Origin of the sequence: Halothiobacillus neapolitanus c2 (genome assembly GCF_000024765.1) — a bacterium.
In the GTDB taxonomy this organism is placed as follows: domain Bacteria; phylum Pseudomonadota; class Gammaproteobacteria; order Halothiobacillales; family Halothiobacillaceae; genus Halothiobacillus; species Halothiobacillus neapolitanus.
The window spans coordinates 1822691-1845837 of the sequence record NC_013422.1; the positions used below are offsets into that span (position 1 = coordinate 1822691).

Annotated in this window: 22 protein-coding genes; 10 read left to right on the forward strand and 12 right to left on the reverse strand. The window is 54.6% G+C overall.

Features of this window, described 5'->3' with window-relative positions; genetic code table 11:
• Positions 1–42: 42 nt before the first annotated feature.
• Positions 43–3306, forward strand: coding sequence for an EAL domain-containing protein (locus HNEAP_RS08445; protein ID WP_012824552.1), 3264 nt, complete (start codon positions 43–45; stop codon positions 3304–3306).
• Positions 3303–4541, forward strand: a complete 1239-nt coding sequence (locus HNEAP_RS08450; protein WP_012824553.1) for a multifunctional CCA addition/repair protein — start codon at positions 3303–3305, stop codon at positions 4539–4541. Before HNEAP_RS08445 ends, HNEAP_RS08450 begins: the two co-directional genes overlap by 4 nt.
• Before the next feature lie 220 nt (positions 4542–4761).
• Here the strand turns inward: HNEAP_RS08450 and HNEAP_RS08455 are convergent, their stop codons facing one another.
• From HNEAP_RS08455 to ampD, 3 genes are all read right to left on the reverse strand, one after another.
• Entirely contained in the window at positions 4762–5367 is a 606-nt protein-coding gene (locus HNEAP_RS08455; protein ID WP_012824554.1) for a histidine phosphatase family protein, read from the reverse strand.
• Positions 5367–6380, reverse strand: coding sequence for a regulatory signaling modulator protein AmpE (gene ampE, locus HNEAP_RS08460; protein ID WP_012824555.1), 1014 nt, complete (start codon positions 6378–6380; stop codon positions 5367–5369). Before ampE ends, HNEAP_RS08455 begins: the two co-directional genes overlap by 1 nt.
• A 77-nt stretch (positions 6381–6457) precedes the next feature.
• On the reverse strand, positions 6458–7018 hold the full coding sequence (gene ampD / locus HNEAP_RS08465) for a 1,6-anhydro-N-acetylmuramyl-L-alanine amidase AmpD (protein ID WP_012824556.1): 561 nt from the start codon (positions 7016–7018) through the stop codon (positions 6458–6460).
• A 145-nt stretch (positions 7019–7163) separates the two neighbouring features.
• Here ampD and HNEAP_RS08470 point away from each other — a divergent pair, with 145 nt between their 5' ends.
• The 4 genes from HNEAP_RS08470 (at position 7164) to HNEAP_RS08490 (ending at position 10361) form a co-directional block, all read left to right on the forward strand.
• Positions 7164–7781 (forward strand): TetR/AcrR family transcriptional regulator, encoded by a 618-nt coding sequence (locus tag HNEAP_RS08470; protein WP_012824557.1) that lies wholly within the window; start codon positions 7164–7166, stop codon positions 7779–7781.
• A gap of 587 nt (positions 7782–8368) precedes the next feature.
• Complete coding sequence (locus HNEAP_RS08480) at positions 8369–8902, forward strand: carboxymuconolactone decarboxylase family protein (protein ID WP_012824559.1); 534 nt, start codon at positions 8369–8371, stop codon at positions 8900–8902.
• A gap of 88 nt (positions 8903–8990) precedes the next feature.
• On the forward strand, positions 8991–9899 hold the full coding sequence (locus HNEAP_RS08485) for a DMT family transporter (protein ID WP_012824560.1): 909 nt from the start codon (positions 8991–8993) through the stop codon (positions 9897–9899).
• A 66-nt stretch (positions 9900–9965) separates the two neighbouring features.
• Positions 9966–10361 carry a carboxymuconolactone decarboxylase family protein gene (locus HNEAP_RS08490; protein ID WP_012824561.1) on the forward strand — a complete coding sequence of 132 codons (396 nt, stop codon included), beginning with the start codon at positions 9966–9968 and terminating at the stop codon, positions 10359–10361.
• Between the two features lie 10 nt (positions 10362–10371).
• On the opposite strand, the gene HNEAP_RS08495 is transcribed toward HNEAP_RS08490, so the two are convergent.
• The 3 genes from HNEAP_RS08495 to HNEAP_RS08505 are packed head-to-tail and all read right to left on the reverse strand — an operon-like array spanning position 10372 to position 11627.
• Positions 10372–10968, reverse strand: a complete 597-nt coding sequence (locus tag HNEAP_RS08495; RefSeq protein WP_133484648.1) for a CinA family protein — start codon at positions 10966–10968, stop codon at positions 10372–10374.
• A complete protein-coding gene (locus tag HNEAP_RS08500) occupies positions 10943–11344 on the reverse strand; it encodes a YchJ family protein (RefSeq protein WP_012824563.1) in 402 nt (133 codons plus the stop codon). Before HNEAP_RS08500 ends, HNEAP_RS08495 begins: the two co-directional genes overlap by 26 nt.
• Positions 11337–11627 (reverse strand): MTH1187 family thiamine-binding protein, encoded by a 291-nt coding sequence (locus HNEAP_RS08505; protein WP_012824564.1) that lies wholly within the window; start codon positions 11625–11627, stop codon positions 11337–11339. The genes HNEAP_RS08500 and HNEAP_RS08505 overlap by 8 nt, the downstream gene beginning before the upstream one ends.
• 347 nt (positions 11628–11974) lie before the next feature.
• On the opposite strand from HNEAP_RS08505, the gene HNEAP_RS08510 reads away from it, so the two are divergent.
• Both HNEAP_RS08510 and HNEAP_RS08515 read left to right on the forward strand, forming a co-directional pair.
• Positions 11975–14188: a S8 family serine peptidase gene (locus HNEAP_RS08510; protein WP_012824565.1), complete on the forward strand. Its 2214-nt coding sequence runs from the start codon at positions 11975–11977 to the stop codon at positions 14186–14188.
• The gene (locus tag HNEAP_RS08515; protein WP_012824566.1) at positions 14185–14589 is read left to right on the forward strand and encodes a hypothetical protein; all 405 of its coding nucleotides are present in this window, start codon (positions 14185–14187) and stop codon (positions 14587–14589) included. The genes HNEAP_RS08510 and HNEAP_RS08515 overlap by 4 nt, the downstream gene beginning before the upstream one ends.
• A 67-nt stretch (positions 14590–14656) precedes the next feature.
• Here the strand turns inward: HNEAP_RS08515 and HNEAP_RS08520 are convergent, their stop codons facing one another.
• Together HNEAP_RS08520 and HNEAP_RS12875 are read right to left on the reverse strand one after the other, a co-directional pair.
• Positions 14657–15166, reverse strand: a complete 510-nt coding sequence (locus HNEAP_RS08520) for a DinB family protein (protein ID WP_012824567.1) — start codon at positions 15164–15166, stop codon at positions 14657–14659.
• 139 nt (positions 15167–15305) lie between these two features.
• The gene (locus HNEAP_RS12875) at positions 15306–15554 is read right to left on the reverse strand and encodes a YybH family protein (RefSeq protein ID WP_049772511.1); all 249 of its coding nucleotides are present in this window, start codon (positions 15552–15554) and stop codon (positions 15306–15308) included.
• A gap of 257 nt (positions 15555–15811) precedes the next feature.
• On the opposite strand from HNEAP_RS12875, the gene HNEAP_RS08530 reads away from it, so the two are divergent.
• A complete protein-coding gene (locus HNEAP_RS08530) occupies positions 15812–16879 on the forward strand; it encodes an aminotransferase-like domain-containing protein (RefSeq protein WP_049772512.1) in 1068 nt (355 codons plus the stop codon).
• A gap of 33 nt (positions 16880–16912) precedes the next feature.
• Positions 16913–17248: an aminotransferase class I/II-fold pyridoxal phosphate-dependent enzyme gene (locus tag HNEAP_RS12320; protein WP_133484647.1), complete on the forward strand. Its 336-nt coding sequence runs from the start codon at positions 16913–16915 to the stop codon at positions 17246–17248.
• Between the two features lie 112 nt (positions 17249–17360).
• On the opposite strand, the gene rlmC is transcribed toward HNEAP_RS12320, so the two are convergent.
• The 4 genes from rlmC to leuB all read right to left on the reverse strand — a co-directional run bounded on the left by rlmC (position 17361) and on the right by leuB (position 23140).
• Positions 17361–18500, reverse strand: coding sequence for a 23S rRNA (uracil(747)-C(5))-methyltransferase RlmC (rlmC, locus tag HNEAP_RS08535; protein WP_012824569.1), 1140 nt, complete (start codon positions 18498–18500; stop codon positions 17361–17363).
• 148 nt (positions 18501–18648) lie between these two features.
• On the reverse strand, positions 18649–20787 hold the full coding sequence (locus HNEAP_RS08540; RefSeq protein ID WP_166636004.1) for a type IV pilus assembly protein FimV: 2139 nt from the start codon (positions 20785–20787) through the stop codon (positions 18649–18651).
• Positions 20788–20970: 183 nt separating this feature from the next.
• Entirely contained in the window at positions 20971–21993 is a 1023-nt protein-coding gene (locus tag HNEAP_RS08545) for an aspartate-semialdehyde dehydrogenase (RefSeq protein WP_012824571.1), read from the reverse strand.
• A 73-nt stretch (positions 21994–22066) separates the two neighbouring features.
• On the reverse strand, positions 22067–23140 hold the full coding sequence (gene leuB, locus HNEAP_RS08550) for a 3-isopropylmalate dehydrogenase (protein ID WP_012824572.1): 1074 nt from the start codon (positions 23138–23140) through the stop codon (positions 22067–22069).
• Positions 23141–23147 lie beyond the last annotated feature (7 nt).

The following is a 23147-nucleotide window of genomic DNA, read 5'->3' on the forward strand; positions in this document are numbered from 1 at the left end:
TTTTTACTCAATACAGGCTCATTCACGGATTTTCACAGCGCGATGACAGCCCACCCAACCAACAATAATGACCAGCCACAACGTGATGACTCAGCCGCCGTGCAGCCCCTCGTTGAGAAGATGGAACGCCAGCAAGCGTTATTGCAATCCTTGCTTGGGCAAATCGACATCCTCATCTCTGCTGCCGACGAGCATGAGCTCCTGGATGTCGTTTGCACGCAATTATTGGCTTCCGGCTTGTTTGTTGGGGCATGGCTCGGTCAAGTAGCATCACCCAAGGCGAATGAATTTACGGTAATAACGGCCGGCAGTAATGGGCGAGCAATTCTGGATGTGCTGACCCAAGAGCAAGCATCGGTTTTGAGTGATTTTCTTGCGCGTGCTCAATTCAAAGATCAGGCACTCGTCGAGGAATCCGATCTTACCGCGCTCACCGAGCCCTGGCGACCGTTCGCGCCGAACAATGCCCATCTCAGCATTTTTTTCATTCCTATCTTTCGCAACGAATTACCCTGGGCCGTGTTGGTGGTGGTGCACACTCACGATCAGCCATTAGACCGCCTTGTCAGCGACACTCTGACTCGCTTGGGTGAATTGATCGATACCGCCTTGGGCCAACTGGATTTGCGTAAGCAACTGAGCGAAGAATACGAACGCACGGCGTATCTGGCCTATCACGACGCGCTGACTTCGTTGGCGAACCGACGCTTTCTCGATGAAGAGCTTCCCAAGGCGATGGCACGCGCACAACGACACGAGCAATCGCTTGCGATCGTTATGCTCGATATTGATGATTTCAAACCGATCAATGATCAATACGGTCATGCCGTCGGTGATGAACTGCTGGTCGACCTCGCCAACCGTTTAAGTAAAACCCTGCGTTCATCCGATTTGGCCGTTCGTCAGGGCGGCGATGAGTTTATTTTGCTCATTGAGGGGATTAACTCGAAAAATGAACTGACTCAGGGGCTCAATCGCATTCAAACAAGCCTGGATAAACCCTACGAGCTACCCGAAGGCAAAACCCATGTCCGATTCAGTATGGGAATCACCGTTTTCCCCGAGGATGATGTTGCTCCCGATATCTTGATCCGTCATGCCGATGCCGCCCTGTATGCCAGCAAAGATCAAAAATACAAACGCCAACTCCCATGGCAGTTCTGGCATGAATTGGGAAGCGGCGATGCAAACACGCCTGTTGACTCGTTTGATCGCATACCGGCCTACGGCCCGGAAGCGGCCGCATTGATCAAAAAAGTCTCGGCGGAAGTAAGACAGTTGACCGAAGGATTTGTGGATCGGTTTTACCGGGAGCTGGCTGCTGTCGACCGAGACTCGGGAAAAATCATCTCCTGGCTCAGTGCAGAAGAATATGAACATTTACGTTCAAGGCAAACCGAGCATCTTGAATTTTTGCTCTCGGCCGATCTCACTGAAGAAGCACACTGCACCAAGGCACGGGCGGTTGGCGATATCCACGCGTTCATTGGTGTTTCGGCAAGCAGCCTGGTGCGTGCTATCACGGTGTACATGCACCAATTCGATGACGCTTCGCTGAAATTCCAGTTGGGTCGCAAGGATTTTAACAACCTGGAATCCATCATCACCTCCCGACTAAGCACCGAGCTCTCGGAAGAACTTGAAGCCGAAGAGCAAATAAGCGCGCAATTTCAAGAGGGCCTCAACGCAATCGATGCGTTAAGCAGAACCAACACGTCGTGGCAAAACTTTAACGAGCAATTACTTGAGATTCTCTGTGGCCTCCCCGCGATAAAGGCGGCCTGGATTGGCGCCCCGGATGACCTGGGCCAATTCGTCGTTAATTTTGAGCATTACGGGGACGAGATAGACAAAGTGCTCCAAGCGTATCCCGATCGGATCGAACTGCCGAGCGTCCTCACGCAGGCAACCGGTTCGCAGGGCTCAACGGGCTTAGCATTTCGAACAGGCCAGGTGCAACGCATCAACAACTTCTCAACCAGCCTTAACGCTGAAAAATGGCGAAATGTAGCAAAGCATGTAGGTATTCGCAGTTCGGTTAGCGTCCCTATTCTGGATGCGCAACGCAATTCGATCGCTGTGCTCACGCTCTACGGCGCCTATCCGGGCATGTTCGAATCGCCTCATCGCGCATCCTTCAGCCATCAACTGGGCTTTATCGTCAGTCAGACGTGGGCTCAATTTAATCAAGACTCAGACGCCACGATCTCGATTCATGAGATCAACCGATGGCGGGAAGCCCTTTATGGCGACGGTTTGCACTTCGTCTACCAGCCAATCATTGACTTACATACCGGCAAGCTCAATAAAGTTGAAGCACTCGCCAGACTGGATCTATCCGACGGCCGAACCATCATGCCTGGACAATTTATTCCAAGGCTCAATGAACGCCAGATTATTTATGTATTCAGAAAAGGCTTGGATTTTAGTTTGCGCCAATTAAGCGCGTGGCATGAAAGCAAAAAGATGAAGGGTATTGGCTTATCACTTAATCTGCCGTTGGAAGCGTTATTAAATTCACACTGTATCGATTGGGTTCGCGATGCGTTAAGTCGCTTCAATGTATCGGCAAATCATTTATGGCTTGAAGTACTGGAACACTCCGAGACCGAAGATCACGTCCATATGATTGCGCAAATGCAAAAGTTAAATGAGCTTGGCGTGCATTTGGCGATGGATGATCTGGGCTCCGGTTACAGCAGCCTTATACGCCTCAACAAGATGCCATTTGATACCGTTAAAATCGATCAGGCGCTTTTACGCTCAGCGTATGACGACCCACCAAGAATCATCAAGTTCATCAGTGCATTGATTCGTATGACACAAATCATTGATTTGGATGTCGTCGTCGAGGGTCTCGAGCATCCGGATCTGATCGAGACCGCTCGGATACTGGGTGCCAAGTTTGGTCAAGGATACGGCATTGCTTTCCCCATGCCACCCAATCAACTTGAAAACTGGCTGAATAATCAAAAACCAAATTCACCCATTAGCGCCCCAACAACACCCATGGGCGCCTTGGCCACACATATGTCATACATTGAAAATGCGACTCATAAATGCGCGCCCATTCTGGAAGGAAAAGACCCGACTCTTTGCCCTGTTCATCGTTTCATTGAAGAACACGGTTTGATTGACAGCAAAATTGATCATGCCCATCGAGCCATTCATAAAACCAGTTCAAAAGATCAAAAGCTCTACGTTAAGTGCGCAAACAAATTCCAAGCACTACTGAGCCCGTTAATTATCGAGCCAGCATCGAAAATAGATATGGGAAAACCGCACGCAAACGATACTCACCGATGAAAACCATGCAATCACTTAACTGCCTGATTGTCGGTGGTGCAGTGCGTGATCGACTGCTGGGCCGCCCGATCCATGATCGCGACTGGGTGGTTTTAGGCAGCACACCCGAAGCAATGCAGGCGCAGGGTTTTTTGCCGGTGGGTCACGATTTTCCGGTTTTTCTGCACCCAAAAACCCGTGAGGAATACGCCCTTGCCCGCACCGAACGCAAATCCGGGCGCGGGCATCAAGGATTCACCTTCAATGCCGATCCCAAGGTGACGCTTGAAGACGACCTACAACGGCGCGATTTAACCATCAATGCCATGGCGCAAACTGCCGATGGCACACTGATCGACCCGTTCGATTTCAAACGCGATCTCGATGACCGCATCTTGCGTCACGTGGGCCCGGCCTTTGCCGAAGACCCTTTGCGCGTGCTGCGCGTCGCCCGCTTTGCCGCCCAACTGGCGCCGTTGGGCTTTACCTTGGCGTCGCCAACCCGAGATCTGATGCAGGCAATGACCAACGCGGGCGAACTCAACGACCTGACCGCCGAACGGGTTTGGCAGGAAACCCATAAGGCATTGGCCAGCCCTGCGCCCGCCCGCTACTTCGATATTCTGCGCGATGTCGGCGCACTGGCCGTGCTGTTCCCCGAAGTCGATGCCCTGTTCGGTGTGCCACAACCAGAAAAATACCACCCGGAAATCGACAGTGGCGTTCACACCCTACTGGCGCTGACGGCTGCCGCCAAGCTGACTGATGATGTTGGCATTCGCTTTGCCGTGCTCTGTCACGATCTAGGCAAGGCATTGACACCATCGGATGAATGGCCACGACATATCGGACACGAAGCTCGCGGCGTGGCACCGGCCACCGCACTGAGCGATCGATTACGCGTGCCCAAAGCCATCAAGGAATTGGCGATTCTGGTCACGGCGCAGCACGGGCGCGTTCATCATGCGCTGGAAATGAAACCCGCCACCTTGGTGGACTTAATCGAGTCCCTTGATGGCTTGAGGCGACCGGAACGGATGGAAGCGGTGCTGCTGGCCTGCCACGCCGACGCACGCGGGCGCTTGGGCTCGGAAAACTGCGATTACCCACAAGCAGACCGCGTCCGTGCGGCCGCCGAGGTGATCCGTTCTGTATCGCCACAAGCGTTCGTCGCCCAAGGATTAAAAGGGCTTGCCATAAAAAACGCCCTGCATCAGGCGCGCGTGCAGCAATTGGCCGAGCAACTGCCGCGATAAGTAGCGGCGGATTAAAAGCCGCTAATTAAATCCAGAACAATAAACGATCTGTACGCCGTGTTCGTCCAACGGCTGAACCTAATTTCATTTCGAGTTCATCGTCAAGAATGAATCAATTTCACGCACCCTCACCCTGACCCTCTCCCATTAAGGGAGAGGGCGCCCATATTCTTGCCCATTGCGGCAGAACCCAAAAACCAAGGCCCAAACCAAGCTTTATTCAATCGTTCAGTAATTCCAACAATGTAGGCTGCTCGCCTCGCCACTGAAGACGCAGCAGGCAGGCATATTCTGTGTCCACAAAATGCGTGGCGACGGGCGGCGCGTTGAGAGCCCAAACAGCCGCCGTTCGAATCACCACCGCATGAGCCACAACCAATGTTTTGCCATCGGATGGTTGCGCCTTGGCATGGTGAGCAAGTGAACCGGTGACTCTTGAGAAGAAATCATCCATGGCCTCACCGCCGGTGGGCATGCCCCGATCCGGGTCGGCTTTGTATGCCCGATAATCAGCCGCGAAGCGTTCCTTGACTTCCCGGTGGCTCAGCCCTTCCCAGCAGCCAAAACCACGCTCACGCAGGTTGGTGTCGACCTGAAGCGGCAAACCGCGCTCGCCAGCCAGCGCTTCGGCAAATGCCCTACAGCGGATCAACGGGGAGGAGACGATCTGCGTCCAGTTTGCTTTGCCTGCCGCCTCCAGTGCGTCTACGCGGTCGCGCATTTGCTTCCAACCCATCTCACTTAATGGATCATCTACCCGATCGCCACGATAGCGCTTGCCGCCCGCAGGTTCGCCATGACGTAGCAGATCGATTTGTCCCGGCATCAGCGCAACCAACCGGACAATGTGAACAGGGCGACGATGCCCAAACCGATCATCAGGGCCCGCAAAACAATGGCTGAGGCATTTTTGTACCAACGGGACTGATCGGCCAGGCACACCGCGCCCTCGGCGCAATCATCCTCACGTTCCAGCTCAAGCGATGCGTTACCCACCCGACCAATCAGGTCGGCATTTTTTTCTGCCAATGAAAGATCGTTTTTGATGGGGCCATTGAGCCAGGCATCCAAACCGCGATTAAAACCGCCGGCCAGCAATAACAAAAAGGCGTATAAACGGGCGATCGGCCAATCGAGCAGCGCCAAAAGCCGTGCGGGTAACGCGTCAATGAATGAGCCAGTTTGCGCATGTGGACTCGGCAGTGACTCGTTGATCGCACCGGCGTTAGCGGTGGTGTTGGCGCCGGAGTTGACCGCAGAGTTGATAATGGGCGGCGGCTGCGCAAACCAATCGGTCAGCCGATAAAACAATGCGCCCGCCGGACCCAAAACAACAAACCAGAACAGAACCGCGAACCATTCGTTAAAGCCCAGTGTGATAATCCGTTCGGCCAGTTGTTGTGGACTCGCTTCTTCAATTGAATCGGCCTGTTCGATCGGATCAGCCCCATCGCGCCATAACTGGGCACGGCATTGCGCGGCGTGCTCGGCATCTTCTTGCTGGCAGGCTTGTGCCAGTGCCTTGGCTTTTTTATGGGCCTGACCAGGCGCCACCAAAAGCAATAACGTGGCAATTGATACAACAAGGTACAGCAACACGCCCAACAAGGAGCCCTGATCTGCGTCAATCCAGGCCAGAAACCAGGCCAGAAACCATGCCAGAATCAGCGGCGGCACGAACCAAACAACCAGCAGGGCCAATGACTCGCCCAGCACCGCAGACAGGCGCTGCCGCAGCGATAAGACCCTTTTTTGCACGCCGCGGTCGGCACACCAGCGGGCCAGTGCTGTCCAGGATCGTTCGAGCACGACAACGACCAGCAGAATAAACAGTTTCATGTCAAAGGCTCCGAAGGCGGGAAGTCAGAAAACCCATGGTACAGGCCAATGGTATAGACAATAACGCCGCACAACCATCAGGCGAAACGCAGGCCATCGGGCAGCCGCCCGGCCAGATGCCCCCAATTGAATGCAGGCCCCGGGTCAGTTTTGCGGCCCGGCGCTATTTGCTCATGCCCGCGCACGTCAGCCAGATCGGGATAACGCTGTTTCAATGCCGCAAGCACTTCCACTAACTGATCGTATTGCACCGAGGTGTACCGGTCGGTATCGGTGCCTTCAAGCTCGATGCCGATGGAAAAATCGTTACAGCGTTCACGGCCGTTGAACATCGATTCGCCCGCATGCCAGGCCCGCCGCGTGAATGGCACAAACTGGATCATCGAACCATCCCGCCGGATAAACACATGCGCCGACACCTGAAGGTGGGCGATTTGGGCATAGTACGGGTGTGCGTTCGGGTCCAACGTACCGGTGAACAACTGCTCAACACCATCGCCGCCATACTCGCCCGGCGGCAGAGAAATACCGTGCACGACGACCAGCGAAATGGCCAGCTCCGACGGCCGATCATCGCAAGAAGGCGAACGCACGAAACGTACGCCACTGAGTGTTTCGGTTTTAGGATCAACGATCATGATTGCCTCCTTACGGCTACTAGGGAATCCATTCAAAGACATTCGCATTTTAGCGCTTGCCATTCTACATCGCTTGATCTAAAGTCAAACGCAACATGCATACCGGTCGGTATGTTGATCGAAATTTGAATGGGAAAGTACATCAATGCACAGCCCAGCACCCAATATGACGCCCGATCTGACGCGCGAGAAAATCCTGCACGCAGCTGCCGCGGAAATTCATCGGCAAGGTTTTCAGGCAGCCAGCATCGCCCATATTTTGGCCTCGACTGGGCTCACCAAGGGCGCGCTCTATCATCACTTCCCATCCAAGCAGGTTCTGGGTCTTGCGGTAGTAGATGAAGTGATTCGCAGCGGGCTGGAGGAACGCCTGTTCACCCCCTTGCGCGAAGCGAACGATCCGCTCGACACCCTGTTGGCGTACATGGATCGCCGCATCCGCGACCTGACCGACGACGCTTTCGAACTCGGTTGCCCGCTGAATAACCTCGTGCAGGAAATGAGCCCCGTCAATGAGGCGTTCAAAACCCAGCTCGACCAGATCCTGCAAACTTGGCAAAGCGTGATTGAGCAAACCCTGATCACGGGGCAGGCGCAAAACCGGATTCGACAGGAAGTTGATTGTGAAGCGACGGCAATGTTTATCGTTTCTGCCTGGGAAGGTTGTTGGGGGATGGCGAAGAATCGACAATCAGCACAGACATTCCGATTGTGCATGGCGCAATTACGTCAATTTGTACTGAGCCTCGCGCCCGCAACATAAAGCTCGGGCTAAGTGAAACCAGTACCAAAAAGATAGTTAAGAGAATCCGAAAAGCCCAGATTGGGTTTTTGGGTACCTCGAAAAACCGTAACGAGCATGTTCGAGTGCAAGGAGCCGCGGGCTTGCGCCAGCTTTGCGTTCAGTGAGCAACGAGACATATCAAGTAGATAGGCGAGGCGCGAACGAGCACGCGACGCCGCAATCGGACAGTGGGCTGCCGCCAGCTTCGCGTTCAGTAGGTTTTTCGAGGCACCCTTTTTTCGAACGGCATCTGGGTGAGTAGCCATTGCGGGCGGCTCGACAGGTACATCGCGAACCGGACCGAACAAGGCTGACCAGTGCCCACCAAACTGTTCAAGCCGAATCATTTCAGGGGGGAATCTCGAAAAACCCGTCATTCCCGCGTAGGCGGGAATCCAGCGCCTTGATTTATCTGGGTTCCCGCTTTCGCTGGAACGACGAATCACGGGTATTTAGAGGTGCCCAGGGTTTGGGTGCACGATTTTTTGGGCGAATCTACATACCGAACGGTCGGTACATTAGATGTTTGTTTTCCTTGTTCAGGCTATTTTTCAGGAGAGTTCATCATGTCTTTGATTAAAATTACCCCACCAGAACAGGCTGAAGGCCAGTTGGCCGAAACCTACCGCGACATCCAGAATCTGTTCGGCATGGTGCCCAACGCACTGCAAATCAGCAGCGCTAACCCCGAGTTGTTGGCCAATCGCTGGCAGGCGACGCGGTATTTTCGCAATCACCCCACCCTGGGCAGAGCCTTGCTGGCCACGATTCGCCTGCTGGTTTCCGACGCCAATCATTGCGCCTACTGTGTTGACTTCAATGCCGCCATGCTCATCAACGCCTGCGACCAAACTCCGGAGCAAGTCGCCGCCACACGGCAAGATCCAAGTCAGGCACCGCTGTCTGCCAAAGACAAGGCGCTGTTGTTGTTCACGCTCAAATCCCTGCACACGCCCGCAGATGTCAACAGTGAGGACGTCGCCGCCCTGCATGCGTTGGGCTGGACTGACCGCGATCTGCTCGATGCAGTCACGCATGCGGCCTATAACCGCGCGGTGGACATGATTCTCAACACCTTCAAGGTTGAACGAGATTTTTAATCCGCCACGCTAAAAATCGAAACAACGATAGACAAATTATCTTGTCTACCCCCACCACCTGTTGTGTCACCCTGTTCTGGAGAACACCATGAATCTTGCGGGCGTATATGCCTTAATTATCTTATCGACCTTCTTTTGGGGGGCGAATTTCGTGCTGGCCGGATTTGTCCTGACCGATCTATCGCCCACCTGGTCGGCCGCTTTGCGCTTCGGTCTGGCCGCGCTGATCCTGCTGGGGGTCGCAGTCAGCCAAGGGGCACCGCTCGGTACACTGATCCGTCGACATGGCAGCAGCTACTTCACCTTGGGTCTCATCGGCGTGGCGGGGTTCAACCTGCTTTTTTTCTTTGCGCTGCAAACCACCAGTGCCGACAACGCCGCGCTGATCATGGCCACCAATCCACTGCTGACAACGTTTCTGGCGTGGTTGATTCTCAATGAACATCCCGGTTTGCAGCGCTTGCTTGCCTTGCCCGTTGCGCTACTGGGTGTCTCGGTGGTGATTTCCGATGGTCATCTGGCCCACGTGATTGATCTGCATATCGTACAGGGTGACTGGCTGATGCTCGCGGCGAATCTGTGCTGGGCTTTTTACAATGTTTTGAATCGCCGCCTGATGCCCAAAACGGTCAGTCCGACCGTCAACACGGCCCTGATCGTATCGGCAGGTGCGCTGGTTCTACTGGTCGTGGCCGGGTTCAACCCACAAGGTCTTCACCCACTCTCGCTGCAAGCCGGCTTTGCCTTGACCGGGCTCGTCATTGGCGGCACCGTACTCGCCTATCTACTCTGGAATACCGGCATCGCCCGTCTGGGCGCGGGTCGCACGGCCCTGTTCATGAACCTGATTCCGGTCTTCGCCATGCTGAGCGCCATCACCATCGGCACCTATCCCACACCCATGCAGTTGCTGGGCGGCGCGATCGTGTTCAGTGGTTTGTTCATCAGCATGATCCCGAACCGGAAGAAACCAACGGTCGTGCTTGAAGCAGCCTGAGTGTTTGGGACACAATCCGTCCAGTCACTGACGCCAGAGATCGAATTGGAACCACAGGAGCAAGCCATGCCATCAGAACGAGCCGAACGCGGTATGGATATTTTGCGACAGATCAATCCGCAGTCGGCGCAGGCGCTTTTTTCCGAGCTGGAATCCATCGCCCCGGATTTGAGCCGGTTCGTCGCCGAATTTGCTTACGGCGACATCTATGCCCGACCCGGCCTTACCCTTCGCGAGCGCGAAATGATCACCGTGGCCGCCCTCACCGCTCAGGGCAATGCCGCACCGCAACTCAAATCGCATATTGTCGGCGCATTGAATTCGGGCTGCACCGAACAGGAAATCATCGAAATCATGCTTCAGATGGCGGTTTATGCCGGTTTTCCAGCCGCCATCAACGGCATCATGGCCGCCAAAGAGGTCTTCACGGCCCGAAAGGCAAACGAAACCGATCCCGCCTGAAACCTCTGGATTACTGAGAATCTGGTCGCACCAGACCATGTACGTGCTCGATCACCCCGTTCAAGGCCGCCACCACCGCCTGCTGGCGAACTGATGCCCGATCGCCCTCGAACCGGAATCGGGTCGCCCACGCATCGCTGCTCTCACCCGGTATTGATGAGCCAACCCGGAACCGCCACGCAATCCACACCGTGCCCACCGGCTTTTCCACCGAGCCGCCCCCCGGCCCCGCAATGCCGCTGATTGCCACCGAATAATGCGCGGTGCTGTTCGCCAACACCCCAGCAGACATTGCCAATACGCACTCCCGACTCACCGCGCCGAATCGCGCGAATATCGACTCAGGCACGCCCAGTAATCGGGTCTTGGCCGCATTGCTATAAGTGATAAAACCACATTCGAACCAAGCCGAGCTGCCAGCCACCTCGGTAATCGTCGCCGCCAACCCGCCGCCTGTGCAGGATTCGGCCACGCTGATTATCTGCTGATTGGCCGCCAGCAAAGCGCCCAATCGACCGGATAGGCGCAACACCTCGGCTGTTGGGTTATCAATCGACGGATCAAGCTGCACGTTACTCACCTCATTGTTCAGAGCCAATCTCACCATCCACATAAAACCAGCGGCCCTGCTCTTTCACAAACCGGCTGCATTCGACCAACCGTTGTGCCTTGCCGCCGCCGACACGCCAGCGCGCCACAAAGCAGACCACACCGTGCGCATAGCCGATGCCGCCCGCCTCGACCCGATCGATTCGCAACCCCAGCCACCTCGTCGGCTCGTCCTGTTCAAGATCAAGCGATGGAGGCCGCGTGGAGGCGTGCCAACTCGCCAGCAGATAAGGCTCGTCCGCCTGCGTAAACGCCGTATAGCGCGACCGCATCAATTGCTCGGCCGTTTCGGGCAAAACGCCCTGATCGATAAAGCGGCCGCAGCACAGGGCATAACCCCTGCCGGAACCACAGGGGCAGGATCGTTCAGCCATCGTTGCGCAACGCCTTGCCCGCCAGCGTCGGTTCTTTGTCCGTCCGCGTCTCCAGCTTCAAATAGCTCACCAGCCGCACACTCCCTTCACGATGCAAGACTTCATGCACCTGCCCCACCGCGGCAAGAATCGCATTCATTTCGCCCTCGATATTCGTACCTGAAGCGTGCGTCTCAACCAGAAAATCATGCGCCTTGAGCAACCCGACAACACGAGTCACCTCCTCACGCACCGATACCCCGTTACCAATAGGAATCACTTGCAACTCTGCCGTAGCTTTCATGTCTGGTTATTCTCCGAAATTTGAAGCCGCGCTATCGCCCATCTACTCAGATGTCGGTGCTATCTCCGCACGACATCTGATTTGATGCGGACACATCGAATTTCCGATCCAAACACCGGTATTTTTCGCGGGAATTAAAAAGGCACACTCTGAATGCAAATAATGTTTAACCATCGCTGACTTGGTCTTTGGAGCACAGTAAAACATCAACGAACCAATCAGCACGCTGAATTCGTCATTTTCTGTAAAAAAATGCGAACTGTCATTTTGAAATGCAAGAAGCTATGTAAAATCGACAGAGCAAAACAAACGGAATCGGACAACGACAAATAGGACGCTTTAGCAACATGACATTACGCCACACTCTCTATACAAAATGCGCACTTGGCCTGCTGTGTGCGCTCGCCCTCAACCTGCCCGCCCAGGCCGGCCTGCCCGTTTCAACAACGAATATCGCACTTCCGGCACCCTCTGCCGCCAGCTCATACAAGCCCGACACAGTGGTCCCCAACGAGGTTCTGGTTAAATTCGGCAGCACGCTATCGGCACAGAACATGACCCCCACGCTGAATAGCATGGCGAGCAGCGTCAAGCAGATCAACCGTTCGGGTTTGACCTTGGTCAAACTCACGCCCGGCACCGAAACGATTTCATCGGCGATGGCCACGTTACGCGCCATGCCGGGTGTGATTTCCGTCCAACCGAACTTCATTTACCACAGCACAGCCCTTCCCAACGATCCCGAGATTGGCCAACAGTGGGCGCTGAAAAATATAGGGCAGACTGTCTCGAACGCGACCTATGCCACCAGTAATCCGGGCACACCTGGGGATGACATTGATGCAGAAAGCGCCTGGCAATACCAATCCGACTGCTCGTCGGTCACGGTCGCCGTCGTCGATACAGGTATCAACTACACCCAGCAGGATCTGGTCAACAGCATGTGGAATGGTGGGACTCAATACCCACACCACGGCTATGATTTTGTCGATAACGACAATGATCCCTATCCCACAACCGGTGATGAACTCCATGGCACCCATGTGGCAGGCATTATCGGTGCTGAGGGCAACAATGGGATTGAAGGCTCCGGCGTCTGCCAGAAAGCCAGCATCATGTCCGTGCGCTCGCTGGACTCATCAGGCGGCAGCACAGCAAGTGTAGTTCAAGGCGTTTACTTTGCCATTGATCATGGCGCTCGAATCATCAATATGAGTCTGGGTGGCAGCGGCGGTTTCGACCAAGACTTCTCCGACGCAATCAGCTACGCCCAAAGCAAGGGGGCGCTGGTCGTTGTTGCTGCAGGCAATGGCGATGCAAATGGAAATGGCGTTGACGTCGATCAAACCCCTTTTTATCCCTGCGCTTTCCCGCAAGATAACCTGATCTGCGTCGCTGCGCTGGATCAATCGTTCCAGCTCGCCAGCTTTTCTAATTACGGCGCCACCAGCGTGGATGTGGGTGCGCCGGGAACGAATATTCTCAGCACGTTTGCAGGACCGACTCTGACAACGGATTTTTCCAGCGGTTGGACGGCCAGCCTGGGTACCAGCACGGGCTGGGGTTACGGGAAAACCACATCCGGTATCCCGATACTTGTTAATCCGGTTGATTACGGCAAGAGCAATTATGCACCGAGTACAGATGATCGTATCTGGACCGACTTTACGTTTGCACCCGGTACACAACACGTTGCTTTAAATTATTACCTGCAAGGGCGCATGGCTACGGGTGATTATCTCAATTCTGGCGTCGCCGTCGGAAGTAATACGGATCCGTTTGGAAGCAGTGGCACCCAACTCCAACACGAAACGGACACCCTCAGCTCCCCAGCGGCTGCGTACCCGATTGATCAGTGTGCTGGCAAAACGTGTTCGATCGGCTTCCAGTTGACCAGCACGCCCGTAAGTGCAGGCGACACCGGCCCGCTGATCGCTTTTTTCGAGCTCAATACCGTTGCAACCAACACCCATGAGATGGGTATTGAGAACGGCACATCAATGGCGGCGCCCGTCGTCTCCGGCATTGCCGCCTTGTTGATGGCCTCCGACCCGGCCGCCAGCGATATCGACGTCGTCCAGGCAATCAAAAACTCAGGCATACCGGTGCCTACCCTTTCGGGTGTCACCACAACGGGCAAGGCTGTCAATGCCATGCGCGCGCTTGCCAATCTGCACCTGAGTGTTACTGGCCTTGCTGACCAAACGGGTACTGCCGGACAACCGCTTTCTGTCACATTCTCCATCAGCGGCTTGAACGCGCTAGCTGTTTCCGCGAGCAGTAGCAATACTTCTGTATTGGCCAACACCGCAATTACAGGTCAAAACAGTTGCACACAGACAGGGGGCTGTACGCTCCAGCTTCTCCCGGCAATGGGTGGTACTTCTACGATCTATGTGACCGTAAGCGACACATTCGGCCAACAGTCGACGGGCAGTTTCCTGCTGACAGTTCCCTCTTCCGGTGGTGGTGGCGGCGGCAGCATGAACTGGACTTTCCTGCTGGTACTGGCCGTCATTCTGGCTGCCGGTCAATGGCGCAGGCGAGGGTTGGAATCATGAAATGTGGCCGTCTAGTCTCTGCTTCTGTGCTCGCCTTGCTGTTTTCTGGTTGTCAGGGTGTCGGTGGCACCCAGATGACAGGCAAGCCCGTGGCCGACACCCATACTGAGCACAACACCATGACCCCTTCCAATCAACCCGTCGCGGGAGAATACCTGATGACGCTCAAGCCGGGCGTGCCGGAAGACGCTCAGACGCTTGCCGATCTTCGGCGTGATCTTGGCAACTTACCCGTAGTTGCCTTGTCTTCTCTGGGGCACAGATTATATTTGGTCAAAACTCACCCGGACCCGGGTCTGAAAGCGATCCTAGGTACTCTGTCAAACAGCTCGCTCGTCACATCGATTCAGGAAAATCGGCACTATGGCATTAATCCGCCGGATAGACGGGTGCTGTACTGACCATCGATTCGGAAGGCATCGCCTGCACCTACACGGTCAACTCATAACGCGCGCTACCGATCGTTTTTTATCCCCGAATGAGCAGGCCCGGCAGCAGGAGCAAATCGGTCTCCCCGAAATCCACGCCCTGTTGCGCTAACAAGGTAGTGATTTGCCCGCGATGGTGCGTCTGGTGATGAAACAGATGCAGCAGGGCATCACCCAAACGAATCCGGCGTGGCTCAGGCGAGAGCAGACTCGTATAGCTGAACGCTATATCCAGTGAGGACGGTTCCAGACAGGAGACAAAGACGGTCAGATCGTCATCGGTCCGAATACGCTCTGCGGCCAATTCGTGCCAGTCATCATACAAACAGTCATCAAGCCGGCTAACGGGATAGCTTAGACCCTGCATTCGTGCGAGCCAAAGCCGATCGACCAACAGCAGATGATTGAGCGTGCCCGTAATCGAATGAAAAAAAGCACCCAAATCCTGATTCAGCAGATCTGGGGACAAAGCGCCACAAACTGAATATAACTGCCGATTCATCCGTTGATTATATTCATTTTGCAGTAAAAACTGCCGATGTTCGCTCATACGGATAACTTCTCTGGGTAGTAAACGGCGGCGCGGTGAACACGACCTTCCTCATCGAACCAAAAAACCTCTGCTGTGATTTGCTGATTGATCCCTCGATAATAAATCATCAGGCTATCCACCCCCTTAAGTGTGCTAATCAACGAGAAGTGGAGCGTCGGAAATTTTTCAGGCCAGCTGCCCAATAGTCTGCAATCGCCGAATGACCACTCAAATAAGCCTTGTTCTCGCCCTGCACGCGCGCGATCAGAGGTGAGTAGAGCACAACGTCTTCCCGATAATGCGCAAGAATCCGGGGTAGATCGTGGGCATTCCACGCCTCAATCCAGGAAGCGGCAAACTCAGCAGCGGGCGGAATCTGCGCTGCAGCGGAATAAAATATTTTCATGAATGAACAACACGGAAATGAAACAGTTCCGATTTAAGCCACTGGGCCAAAGGCGGATAGTTTCCGGCTGCTACCGTCAACACCATGAGAATCAGTAACCATACAATGCTCATGTAAAGCCACTTCATCGAGTCCATCCTCATCAATCTGTACGGGAGGATCAGATTAACGCCGGGCGCACGTGCAATACAGATACAGAAAAAATTATTTGAACCGGTACAATGAGGGTTCAATTATTCTGTACCGGTAGACAGCCCATGACACGATACCAGCAGATCGCCAGCACACTGCGCGCTCAAATAACCCAGGGGCAATACCCCGTGGGCGCCCGCCTGCCGGGCATCCGACAGTTGGCTGTGCTGACTGGAGCAAGCATCACTACGGTACAAAGCGCCTGCAATCTGCTGCAAGATGAAGGCCTGATCGAAGCCCGGCCTCGGGCCGGTCTCTATGTTTGCCCTCCACGACAGACGAGCCTTACGCCAGTTCATCAGGCACCGCAACCCCGAGCACCGATACTATTGACGCCGACCTCAATCACCGCCGAGGTGATGCAGCAAAGCCTCAATCCGCAGCACATCCCTTTGGGTGCAGCCATTCCTGAAGCCGACTTTCTGGGCATGGATCTGCTCAATCACATCCGCAGACGACGCACGCACCAAGGAAATGAGGATGCCAAATACGCCGTACCGCCGGGTTCTGCCGAACTGCGACAAGCCATCGCGCGCAACTACGCCACCCGCGGCGCACCCATCGCCGCGGAATCGATCATTATCACCAACGGCTGCCATGAAGCGCTCGTGCTCGCACTGCGCTGTGTGACGCAGCCTGGCGATACGGTCGCTATCGAATCGCCCAGCTATTACGGCTTCTTGCAGGCGATGCAGGGATTGGGGTTGAATATCCTGGAGATCCCGAATCATCCGGATACGGGGCTGAGTCTCGAAGCCCTCGATTTTGCTCTCGCCCGCTGGACCATCAAAGCCGTCATCGTCACACCGAATTTCAGCAACCCGATGGGCTCACAGATGCCGTCGGACCGCAAGTCAGCCTTGGTTGCGCGGCTGCGGGCGTTCGATACGGTGTTGATTGAGGACGACATCTACAGTGAACTTTTTCATCATGGCACTCGGCCGGATACCTGTCTTCAATACGACGAGGCTGGCGATACCGTGATCCATTGCAGCTCGGTATCCAAAACCCTAGCGCCTGGGCTTCGGATCGGCTGGGTCATCAGCCCACGCTTCGCGCCGCAGCTCATTGAGCAAAAAATCCTGCTGAATATCGCGACCGCCAGCCTGCCACAGGCCTGGGTGGCCCAATAACTGATCAGCGCCAAGTGGCAGCAACACCTGAGCTTGGTTCGACGTCGTCATGCACTGGCGATGGCTAAAATGCAGCAGGCGGTCATGACGTTTTTTCCGGAAGGCACCCGCATCAGTCAACCGCGTGGTGGATTTGTCTTATGGGTCGAATTGGCAGCGTCTCTGGATGGCACAGCATTGATGCGCCATGCGATAGAACACCACATTTCGATTACACCGGGTGCGCTGTTCGCCATCAATGGCGCGTTCCGGCACTGCATTCGACTGAACGCGGCCGTCCACTGGTCCGCGCAGGTGGAGGCCGCCATCGCATTTTTGGGACATGCCGTGCGCGATCCGATCTTCCATCGATCAGCGGACAAACGATAACAGCACATGAGGTAGCGTATGTCCTGAGCCCGTAAGGCTACCGCATTGGGCGGCTGTTTGTTCAGGCTAACGGAATGCTGACTATATCGAGTTTGGCTGTGTTTGGATAAGATCAGCGCACTCGCACGAGCATCGCCAATACCTCACTGTGTGCCGTGTGTGGAAACAGATCGAATACCTGCGCCTTTACCAGTTCAAAGCCAGGCATCATAACGAGATCACGGGCCAGACTCTCGGGATTGCAGCTGGAGTAGATGACGGTCTGCACCACCGATTCATCCAGAAAGGCGCACAGACCGACACCCAATCCCCGTCGTGGCGGATTGACCACGACCAAAGCCGGCATCTGTGGCAGGCTTACCGCCTGATCAATAAATTCGTTGGCTCCGAGCGCATGAAACGATACGTTTTTCAAACCCAGTTCCAAAGCGGACTGCTGCGCACTGGCGATTGCTTCGGCGCTGATTTCAATCCCTGTGACCTGTCCCGGAATCACATCGGCACAGTGCAATGCAAAACCGCCGACACCGCAAAACAAATCCCACATGTGTACAGGTGCGACCTCGGCCACCCAGCTACGGGCCGTGGCATATAACTGCTCCGCCACGCGGGTGTTTGTCTGAAAGAAGCTCTTGGGTCGAAGGTGAAACGGCAAGCCATTCAAATGCACTGTCAGGGTTTCCCGATCCGTGAGAATCACTTCCTGCTCGCCCTCAAGGATGGCCTGATGCACGGGCTGAATATTGACCGAAAGCACGGCTAGGTGTGGCAAATCAGCGGTCAATGTGGATAAGTCTGCCCGCAAACGCTCGATCCATATATCCGAACGCAAAACCAGCCGGACCATCAGTGAATCGTCGTCTTCGGACACCGTAATCAGCAAATATTTCAATTCACCTTGTCGCTTTTTGACGTCATAAGGTGGAATACCCAATCGACGGATCATCTGCTTGAGCGGTTCGAAAGCCTCGGTAATGGCAGTGGGGTACAACGGGCAATTTGATAAATCGATACCATCATCGTCGGCATCGAGAATACCCAGACAAGGCGAGGATGCATCGCCGCAAACAACCATTTTTGCCTTGTTCCGAAAAGCAGTTTCGGCGCTGGGGACAATGGGCAACCACACGCCACCCAAACCCGTCAAGGCTGATTGACAGCGCGCCATCTTTCGCTGCAACTGATCGGCATAAGGATCGGCCAACCAGCCACAGGAACGACAGGTTCCACGTTCAAAATAAGCACAATGCATGAGACCTTGATCCCGACGGGATACCCCGAACTATCCAAATATCAACCTAAACACTCGAATCAATAACAAGTAGGTTTCAGGGAACCTCAGAAAAAAACAATAAAAAAAGGGGAGATAACTCTCCCCTTTAGATAATGGAGTGTGCGCCTTAACTGAACTTCTGTTCGATTTTCTTCAAGGCAGCTATCAAGGCTGGATTGCCTTCCGATTCAATTTCTTCTGCAATCATCTTGTAGCTTTCCTGATCACCCACGCCGAGGAAGGCTTCGGCCAAGCCTAAGCGGGTATCATCCTGAACCGATGTTTCAACTTCAGGCTCAAGATCTGGCAAGGCTTCCTCAACTGTCTCAGGGACCTCGTGGGTATTATCACCCAGCTCAAGATCAATGTCGTCAAGCGTGGGAGCAGGCTCTTCAGCACCCTCCAACGAGAGTATTTCAAGATCGCTCTCAGCCTCGACTTCTGGGGAATCCTGATTCGGTTCATCGAAGTCCAACGATGTATCAGCTGACTCTTTGCTCGGCAAATCCAAATCTGCATCGAAAGAAAAGGCGCTATCTGGAATGGCATCCAGCGCATCCGATTGGTCAGGTGCAGAAACCTCGGTGCCTGCTTCTGCGCTTTCCATTTCCAGCATCGTCGGCGCCGGGGAATAAATCGCCAGCTCCTCATTGTTTGGGCGATGCTCTGGACCGAATTTTTCATCGATGCGCGTCAATACTTTTTCTAACTCAGCAGTATTGTTCGCTTCCGAATACATCCTTGCAAGCTCTTGATAAAGCGACAATTCGTTCGGTTGCTGGGCTATTGCGTCTTCAACCAGATCATGAGCTTGCGTGTGAAGGTTATAGGAGATGAGTAATCGCGCTTCATCAATAACAGACTTCGAATCTGCAACGACGCTGGCAGAAGGAACGGTTGGTGCCTTAGGCGCAACCTCTGCAACCACGCGCGGCTCCATCTCGACTTTAGGCTGCGTTGCCAGAGCACCGGCACCAGCAACGGCCCCGGTCGTCGAGTAAATGGTTGATTCAACGGGTTCGCGCTTGCGACCTCGTGAAATTGCCACCAACAACAGGATGATGATGAGCAGACCTACCCCACCCATCAGATATGGTGCCCATTGCAACCAGAAGTTATTGTTCTGGGCTTCCAGTTGTTTCTTGAGCAACTGGGTTTGCTCATTGGATTCCTTGATCTTCTGCTGCAACTGCTCAATGTTTTGATTTCGCTCGGAAACCAGGCCCTGAACTTGTTTGAGCTGGTCATTCAACATTGAAATCTGCTTGCTCATCACCTCGCTTTTCGCATCGATGGAGGCAATGGCTTCATTGTTCTGCTGCATAGTATCGGCGGTCGGCGCGGCCGGAGTATCGATAGCTGGCAGCACGCCAGTCATCTCACCTCCAGTTACTGTCCCCGCTGCTGGAGCGGCTGCCTCTGGGGTTGCAGCAGTGGCTTTTTCCTTATCGGGCTCAACGGCAAGCAGTTGCAGTTTGGGCTTGGCTTCGGTGCTCGCTGCTTCCGGCGCTTGAACACCAGCGGCTTTTTCCGTTGCGGCAGTTGCTGCGGCAACTGTAGCGACCGCTGCGCGCTCTGGAACTTTGAGCTTTGAGCCTGCTTTCATCAAATTGCCGTTACCATCGATAAAGGCGTTGGGGTTGGCATTGATGATGGCTTGCATCATGGGACGTACAGGAACCGACTTGTCGGCGACCGCCGTTTTGGCGATGTCGTAGAGCGTATCGCCGCGTTTCACATGGTAGGTGCCGCCCATCTTGACGTCCGGCACATTGGCGACGGGTGTCCACGAAGATGTCGACTGAACGGGGCGGCTAGTCTTAGCAGGTTCGGCTACATTGCCAGTGAAAGAATTCTGGGATGCTGCCATTGCACGGCGTTCAGCGTGAACCGGGGGATCAAGCAGAAAGTCAAATTCCTTGACCTGCGATCCATCTCCAGCGTTGATCTGGATCAGCAGACTCAGGATCGGATTGGAGATGGCCCGCTTGGAACGGACGATGACGTAATTACGCTTACCTTCGGAAGTGATCTGAAACGTAATGTTTCCAGCCAGACCATCAAGAGACAAGCCAGCCTGTTGATAGTACTTCTCAGGCGCCAGTCGCACCTTGACCTGATCGAGCGACACGCCATTAAGCCCAGTAATCGGGATTTTAACGTCGAGTCGTTCGGTCAGATGTGAGGCTATCTTGGCATCACCGAGTTCCGCTGCATGAACAAAAACCGGGGCACTACACAAAATACCGGCAATAATCCAACTCAACTTCCGCATGTCTATCAGCTCCTTCTAAAACAGATCTCTTGTGACCCCGGTGCAATCCGACAAACATCCATGCACAGCAGGGATCAGATTGATGCCCAGTATCCACCGTAATCGGATTGTGCCACAGATCAGCGACAATTCAGCCATAATTCAGCCATATTCCGGCCAGGGATCAGACTGGCATCAAAGATAGTCGCGCGCCAAGCACTCTGCGATTTGCACGCTGTTCAACGCGGCACCCTTGCGCACATTATCCGACACGACCCACAGGTTCAAGCCGCGCTCAATCGAAATATCTTCGCGGATACGCCCGACATAAACAGGGTCCGTTCCTGCCGCATCCGATTGCGCGGTCGGCCAGCCGCCGTCTTTGCGTTCATCGACCACTTTAATGCCCGGCGCCTTCTTCAGCAGCGCGCGCGCATCCGCCGCCGTGATCTTATCGCGCGTTTCAATATGAAGCGCTTCCGAGTGGCCGTAAAACACGGGCACGCGAACCGCTGTCGGGTTGACCATGATGCTATCGTCGCCCATGATCTTGCGGGTTTCCCACACCATTTTCATTTCTTCTTTGGTGTAGCCGTTGTCCATGAACACATCAATTTGCGGCAGCACATTAAATGCAATGGTCTTCGGATAGACGACGGGTTCTTTACGATCACCACCCAACAGCGCCGCTGTTTGTCCCGCCAACTCCTCGATTGCCTCCTTGCCCGTGCCGGAAACAGCCTGATAGGTGGCGATATTGAGCCGAGTGATGCCCACCGCGTCGTAAATTGGCTTGAGCGCGACCAGCATCTGGATTGTGGAGCAATTCGGGTTGGCAATAATGCCGCGATTCTTGTACTGGGCAATCGCTTCGGGATTAACCTCTGGCACCACAAGTGGAATATCGTCGTCGTAACGGAATTGCGAGGTGTTATCGATCACCACGCAGCCCGCCGCCGCCGCCTTTGGCGCGTAAATGGCGGATACGGATGCCCCCGGAGAAAACAGGCCAATCTGCACCTTCGAGAAATCGAACGTGGCCAGGTCTTCAACCAGCAGCATCTTGTCACCAAAAGGCACCCGTTTGCCCACGGAACGCTCGGAAGCCAAGGCGTACACCTTGCCAACAGGGAATTTCCGTTCGGCAAGAATTTCCAGCATGGTCTCACCCACGGCACCGGTTGCACCCACGACAGCCACATCAAATACACGACTCATAAAAATAGTTTCACTCTCAGGTTCTAAATGTATTGCGCGCCACACTCCATAAAAGTGAGCGCCTGAATAAGTATCAGTCTAACGCAGCAACGACCGCATCGCCCATTTGCGTGGTAGAAACTTTGCGATCTTGCGGTGTGCAGATGTCGGCCGTACGCAATCCTTGATCCAGCACATGGCTTACCGCCGCCTCGATCTTGTCGGCCAGATCACCGCGCCCGAAACTGTAGCGCAGCAACATGGCAGCCGAAAGAATCGTTGCCAGCGGATTGGCGATGCCTTGCCCCGCAATGTCTGGCGCTGAACCGTGGCTCGGCTCATACAGGCCTTGGCCTTTATCGTTCAGCGAGGCCGAAGGCAGCATGCCGATCGAGCCGGTAAGCATGGAGGCCTGATCGGACAAAATATCGCCGAACAGGTTTTCGGTCACCATCACGTCGAATTGCTTGGGCCAGCGCACCAACTGCATAGCGGCGTTATCAACGTACATGTGCGTGAGCTCAACTTGGGGATAATCCTTGGCAACGCGAATCATGATTTCACGCCACAACTCAGAGGTTTCCAACACATTGGCCTTGTCCACGGAGCACACTTTTTTATTGCGCTGCATGGCCGCTTCGAACGCGACGCGGCCAATGCGCTCAATTTCCGCTTCGTTGTAATGCATGGTGTTAAAACCTTCGCGCTGGCCGTCTACTTCACGGATGCCGCGCGGCTGGCCGAAATACACGCCACCGGTCAATTCGCGCACGATGAGAATATCCAAACCGGCAACCACTTCCGGTTTCAGCGATGAGCTGTCGGCCAGTTGCGGATACAAAATCGCCGGACGCAGGTTGGCGAACAACCCCATCGCAGAGCGAATACCGAGCAAACCACGCTCCGGACGCAAGGGGCGATCCAGATTATCGTACTGAGGACCGCCGACAGCACCGAGCAGAACAGCATCGGCAGCCATCGCGGCCTTTTTGGTTTCTTCGGGGAAGGGATGACCGGCGGCATCGTACGCCGCGCCACCGATCAATCCATCGACAAAATTAAGCGCCAAATCCGACCCGTCTGTGACGGCTTTAAGCACCCGAACGGCCTGCTCGGTGATTTCCGGACCAATCCCGTCACCGGGCAACACCAAAATACTTTTCTGCATCATCAAC